Source organism: Mycobacterium sp. (assembly GCF_032162105.1).
Classification (GTDB): domain Bacteria; phylum Actinomycetota; class Actinomycetes; order Mycobacteriales; family Mycobacteriaceae; genus Mycobacterium.
The window spans coordinates 1-5,496 of the sequence record NZ_JAVRPS010000583.1; the positions used below are offsets into that span (position 1 = coordinate 1).

The 5,496-nt window shown below is 69.0% G+C and carries 6 protein-coding genes; 5 read left to right on the top strand and 1 reads right to left on the bottom strand.

Features of this window, described 5'->3' with window-relative positions:
• Window positions 1-1,271, top strand: a 1,271-nt coding sequence (locus QOC69_RS29705; RefSeq protein ID WP_526446099.1) for an EspK C-terminal domain-containing protein, incomplete at its 5' end; no start/stop codon positions are given.
• A gap of 22 nt (window positions 1,272-1,293) precedes the next feature.
• Here the strand turns inward: QOC69_RS29705 and trhA are convergent.
• Window positions 1,294-2,034 carry a PAQR family membrane homeostasis protein TrhA gene (trhA, locus tag QOC69_RS29710; protein WP_526446100.1) on the bottom strand — a complete coding sequence of 247 codons (741 nt, stop codon included), beginning with the start codon at window positions 2,032-2,034 and terminating at the stop codon, window positions 1,294-1,296.
• Between the two features lie 56 nt (window positions 2,035-2,090).
• On the opposite strand from trhA, the gene QOC69_RS29715 reads away from it, so the two are divergent.
• From QOC69_RS29715 to QOC69_RS29730, 4 genes are all read left to right on the top strand, one after another.
• On the top strand, window positions 2,091-2,879 hold the full coding sequence (locus QOC69_RS29715; RefSeq protein WP_526446101.1) for a (2Z,6E)-farnesyl diphosphate synthase: 789 nt from the start codon (window positions 2,091-2,093) through the stop codon (window positions 2,877-2,879).
• A gap of 56 nt (window positions 2,880-2,935) precedes the next feature.
• Window positions 2,936-4,294: a hypothetical protein gene (locus tag QOC69_RS29720; protein ID WP_526446102.1), complete on the top strand. Its 1,359-nt coding sequence runs from the start codon at window positions 2,936-2,938 to the stop codon at window positions 4,292-4,294.
• A 118-nt stretch (window positions 4,295-4,412) separates the two neighbouring features.
• Window positions 4,413-4,820, top strand: coding sequence for a hypothetical protein (locus QOC69_RS29725; protein WP_526446103.1), 408 nt, complete (start codon window positions 4,413-4,415; stop codon window positions 4,818-4,820).
• A gap of 105 nt (window positions 4,821-4,925) precedes the next feature.
• A complete protein-coding gene (locus tag QOC69_RS29730) occupies window positions 4,926-5,333 on the top strand; it encodes a hypothetical protein (protein ID WP_526446104.1) in 408 nt (135 codons plus the stop codon).
• Window positions 5,334-5,496 lie beyond the last annotated feature (163 nt).

Consider the following 5,496-nt stretch of genomic DNA (forward strand, 5'->3'; position numbering starts at 1 on the left):
GGCCATCGCCCTCGGTGTCGCCCGCGGCCATAGATCCCGCGCAAGCGGCAGCTGCGGCTGGGCCTCAGACAGCGGGCGCAGCGCCGCAGACGCCCGCCCAGGCGTTCGGGCAGGGGCTTGCCGATGCGGCGGCGAATGGTGGTCCGCCAGTGCAGGCCGCGTCGGCGCCACCGGTATCGCCGCCGGCGCCGCCTGTGTCCGCGCCCATCACCGATCAGTCAGCTCCGGCTCCGCCATCCTCCTTGCCGGGTGCCTCCGGCGGTCCCGCACCCAGCGTGCCCCCGGCGCCCGCAGCTCCGGTGGGCGGTGGTCCGATGATGGGTGGTCCGGTCGTGCCGCCGATGCCGTTGGGTCCGCCAGCCGCGCCGCCGCCCGCCGCGCCGATGCCGTCGGTGAGTCCCGCGGGTCTGGGGACGCCGATCCCGCCGCCGGTGGCCTCGGGTGCAGCCGGCGTCGCCGCGCCGGTTCCGGTGTCGGTCGCGCGCGCCGAGCGGGATGCGATCGCGAGGGCAACGCGACGCTCTGGCGGTAACGATCCTGCACAGATGGCGCGGCGGGTTGCAGCGGCGCTCAACGCCGAGCCGTCGGTCGATTTCGGCTTCTACTGGATGACGGGCTTGGCGGCCGACGGCAGCATCGTGGTCGCCAATAGCTATGGCATCGGCTACATCCCGGAGGGGGTGAATCTGCCGGAACAGGTGAAGGTGGCCTCGGCCGATGAGTCGATCTCGGCGGCGGAGCGTGGTCGGTGGGCGACCTATCCGCTGTTGACCTTGCAGGGCTGGGCGCAACATCACGCCACGGGTTTGCGGCAGGTCATCGCCACCGAAGCGCAGTTCAAGGGGTTCGATCCGGGTGCGGCCAGGGTCACCTTGCAGCCCGACGACCTTCCCGAGAGCGGGCAGATGCAGGGCCGGTCCCGGTTGGAGGTGATCGCTCCACACGTTGCGGCCACGTTGGCCGCGACCAGCGATACCGCGTTGACCGAGCTGTTGCCGGTCGCTCCGACCGACGTGAATCCTCCTGCCGATGAGACATTCAACAAGTGGTTCGAGGTGATGAAGCCGATGATGAGCGAAGCTCCCGACCGCGGGCAAGCTCATCTGCGAGCGTTCGTCGACTACGCCGACCACGCGCAGGAGAAGTATCTCTTCATGGCGCACAACGCCATTGATGCCACCGCCCAACGCACGGCCATCGCTGACTGGATCTATTGGCAGCACCTCGGCGTGCTCATGTCGGACGCGTTGGTAGGGCTGCAGCCGGCGTGAGGTATCGCCAGCCCAACTAGCTCTAGAAGACCGCGAACCACATCGCGATGTAGTGACAGATCGCGGCCACCGCCGTGCAGGCGTGGAAGAACTCGTGGTGCCCGAACGTCGTCGGCCACGGGTTCGGCCACTTGAGTCCGTAGAGCACGCCGCCGATGCTGTACAGCGCGCCGCCGACGATCAGCAGCACCAACGCCGCAACGCCCGCGCCGTGCATGATCGGCACGATGAAGAACGCGGCGACCCAGCCCAGCAGCAGGTAGAGGGGCACGCCGACCCAGGCCGGCGCCGACGGCCAGAACATCTTCAGGAGTACGCCCGCGATGGCCCCGCCCCAGACGATCCAGAACAGCACCATGCCCTGGTCGGACGGCAACGCCAGCAGGGCGAACGGCGTGTAGCTGCCCGCGATGAACACGAAGATCATCGAGTGGTCGAGGCGCTTCATCCACTTGCGCGCGGTCGGTGACGTCCACGTCACCCGGTGGTAGGTCGCACTGACGGCGAACATCGCCACGATCGTGAAGGTGTAGAGCAGCGTGGCCAGGCCGGCGCGGGTGGACTCGACTGCCCACGACACCGACACCAGCGCGGCGCCGGCGATGACCGCCACGATGGCCGAGTACAGGTGGATCCACCCGCGGGCGCGCGGCCTGCCGAGGAATTGAGCGACGCCGTCGGCCAATGCCTCAGGCAGGTCTTCGGCCTCTCCGCGTGCCGAACCAGGCCGGTCGGAGTCCTCCGTGTCGATCGAAGCGGTCACGTCACCTCCTCTGACTTTCATGGGAGTGCACGGTCGCCACAGTAGTCTGGATCTTCGTGGACCTCATTCCCCCGCGTCTCAAGGAACCGGCCTACCGGGTCTACGAGATGCGGCTCCGTCAGGAGCTCGCGCGCTCCCGATCCGACCTACCTCGGCATGTCGCCGTGCTGTGCGACGGAAACCGGCGGTGGGCCCGTGACGAGGGTCACGACGACGTCAGTTATGGCTACCGCATGGGGGCCAACAAGATCGCCGAAATGCTGCGGTGGTGCCAGGATGCCGGCGTCGAGCTGGCCACCGTCTACCTGCTCTCGACCGAGAACCTGCAACGGGATCCGCGAGAGCTGGGCGCGCTCATCGAGATCATCACCGACGTCGTCGAGGAGATCTGCGCACCCGCCAACCGGTGGAGCGTGCGCACCGTCGGCGACCTCGCGCTGCTCGGTGAGGAGCCGGCGCGCCGGTTGCGCGAAGCCGTCGACTCGACGACGAACAACGGCGGATTCCACGTCAACGTCGCGGTCGGGTACGGCGGACGCCAGGAGATCGCCGACGCCGTGCGCGCGCTGCTGAGCAAGGAACTCGCCAACGGCGCGACGGCCGAGCAACTCGTCGAATCGGTCACCGTCGAGGGCATCTCCGAGAACCTCTACACCTCCGGGCAGCCCGACCCCGACCTGGTGATCAGGACGTCGGGGGAGCAGCGGCTGTCGGGATTCCTGTTGTGGCAGAGCGCCTATTCGGAGATGTGGTTCACCGAGGCGCACTGGCCGGCCTTCCGCCGGGTCGACTTCCTGCGCGCGCTGCGTGACTACACGCGTCGGCACCGCCGTTACGGCATGTAGGGGTCCCGCGGGCCGGAGCGCACCAGCTCGGATGGGCAACATGTCAGACTGGTCACATGGCGGCGATGTCCGCAGTGGTGTTCGGCCTGAGCTGGTGGCTCGGGCTCTACCTTCTGGCCCGCGATCCGCGTAAACCCGTGCTGGTGCTGGCCGCGATCGGCCTGCTGAGCTTCGCCATCGTCGTCGCCCTCGACGCCGTCCGCGTCACCGGCGGTCCGCACACCGAGCTGCTCAGCCGCATCGAGGTGTACATCGTCGTCGTGCCCGGCATCGCCTGGTTCGCAGTGCTGCTTGAGCTCTCCCGGCCAGGTGACACCTGGCGCAGCCGCGTCGGCGAACTGGGCACGATCGCCGTCGTCGCAGCGCTCGCCCTGACCGGCGCGACGCTGGCGGGCGGAGTGAACGGACCGGTGCGCCTTGGGCATTGGGTGATGTTCGGGGTCACCTCCGTCTCCACCCTGGCTGCGATGGCCGTGGCGGTACGGCGCCAGAACCGGCCGCGGCGGGTGCTCGGCGTCGCGGTCGTCGCCACGCTGTTCTTCTCGCTGGGCAACGCGATCCTGGTGATCCCGCTGGGGTTGGTGCCGAGCTGGCTGGCGCTGACGTCCACCGGTATCGACGTCCTGACGCTCGGCGTCGCCGTCGCGCTGTGGGACGCATTCGACGAAGGGCAGGCGCTGCGCGCCGACATGCGCCGGTCGTTCGTCGGCAGCGTCGTCGTCGCCGCGCTCTTCGGCGGGCAGGCCCTGATCGGCATGGCGGTCACCGACGAGCACACCGCGCTGACCGTGCTGCTGTTCACCAGCCTGGCGATCGCCCTGTCGATCAACGTGCTGGCCGACCCGCTCGCCGGGCTGCTCGACCGACTGGCGTTCTCCCGCTCACCCGACCTGCGTGCCGACCGTGCCACGTTGCGTCGTACCGAATCTGCGCTGCCGCTGCGCTCGCAAAGCCCGTTGGACGGCGTCGACGACGACACCTTCGTCCGGCTGACGAGACGCGCGCTCGGCCACTACGGCGACCTGTCCAAGCTCGTCGCGAGCCCGCTGACCGCGCTGCCCGTCATCGACGACCGGCTGGCCCAGCGCGGCGTGCCCGATCAGCCCCTGGAGCGGGCCAACGAACTCAAGGCGCTGCTCGCCGATCGCATCGCGGCGCTCAAGCCGCGCGACGGCGGCGACTTCGGCACCACCGAGCAATGGCGCTACTACAACTCGCTGTACTTCCCCTACGTGGTGGGCGTGCGGGCGTACGCGCAGAACGCGACGGCCGCCGGCCTCGACCCGGTGGCCCGTCGCGCGTGGCAGTGGTTCGTCACCGAAGTGCCGCAGCGGTCGCTGCACAACTGGCAGAACGCGGCAGCACGCGTCATCGCCGCAGACCTGCGCGGGACCCCCGTTCCTGCGACGTCGTAGCCCCCTCTGACCTGCAGCTGGCAGTGATTGGCAGCGTCAGGCGTCGATCTGGCAGTGGTCCCTGAGCAATGTTCGTGGTGTCAGCCACACCAGAAACCTCACCGCCGAGGAGCCCCCGATGACCACCATCACCACCCGCCCCGTATTCGACAGCACCGATTCCCTGCTGCGCCTCGCCATGCGCACCGACGCCACCCTGTGCGCCGCCGCGGGCCTGCTGATCGCCTTCGTCGCCGACCCACTGTCCCGGTTGTCGGGACTGTCGCCCGCATTCGAATGGGTGGCGGGCGCCGCGCTCGTCGTCTACGGCGCGGCGTTGTACATCCTCGCCGCGGCTCCGGCCATCCGGCGCATCGGTGTCGGCATCGTCGCCGCGAACGTGGTCTTCTCCATCGTCGCGGTGGCGGTCCTGGCGGCCGGCGTGCTCCCGCTCACCGTCGCGGGCGTCGTCATGATGCTCGCGACCGTCGCGGCCACTCTCGGCTTCGCCTACCTGCAATACCTCGGGGTGCGCCGTCTGGCGTGACTCCCTCCGAACCGGTGCGCGGCCGCCCGCCGCAAGAGGTTACGGCGTGCGGCCCGCACCGGCCTCTCCGATCCACAACCACCACACCACCGAAGGGAAGTTTCCATGTCCGCCATCACCGTTCCCGCGACTACCACCCGCGACTCCTTCCTGCGCTTCGCGCTTCGCCTCGACGCCGTCATCTCCGGGCTGATGGGCGTCGTGGGCGTCGCCCTTGCGCCCTGGATTGCGGAGCAGTCGGGTACCGCCCCGGCGTTCGAGTACACGCTGAGCGTCTTGTTCATCGCCTACGGCGTGGCCGTGGTCGCGCTGTCACGGCGGCCGTCGGTGCGCCAGACGGGCGTCGTCGTGGTCGTCGGCAACCTCGTGTACACCGCCGCATCGGTGATCATGGTGCTGGCCGGCGTGTTTCCGCTGACGACGACGGGCGTCGTGGCCACCCTGGGTAGCGGGGTCTTCACGCTGGTGATGGCCGACCTGCAGTACCTCGGCCTGCGCCGCCAGCGCGACTAACCCTTGAGCGATTTGTGCGCGGAATCGTTCGCTCAGCGGGCTGTCTCGAAATGGATTGTCCCTGATTTGGTGGGATTGGATCTGATGCCGGTGCCCGTCGTTGATCAGGCGGGTAGTGGTGTTGCGGCGAGGTGGGTGAGGATCTTGCCGATGTTGTGCACGG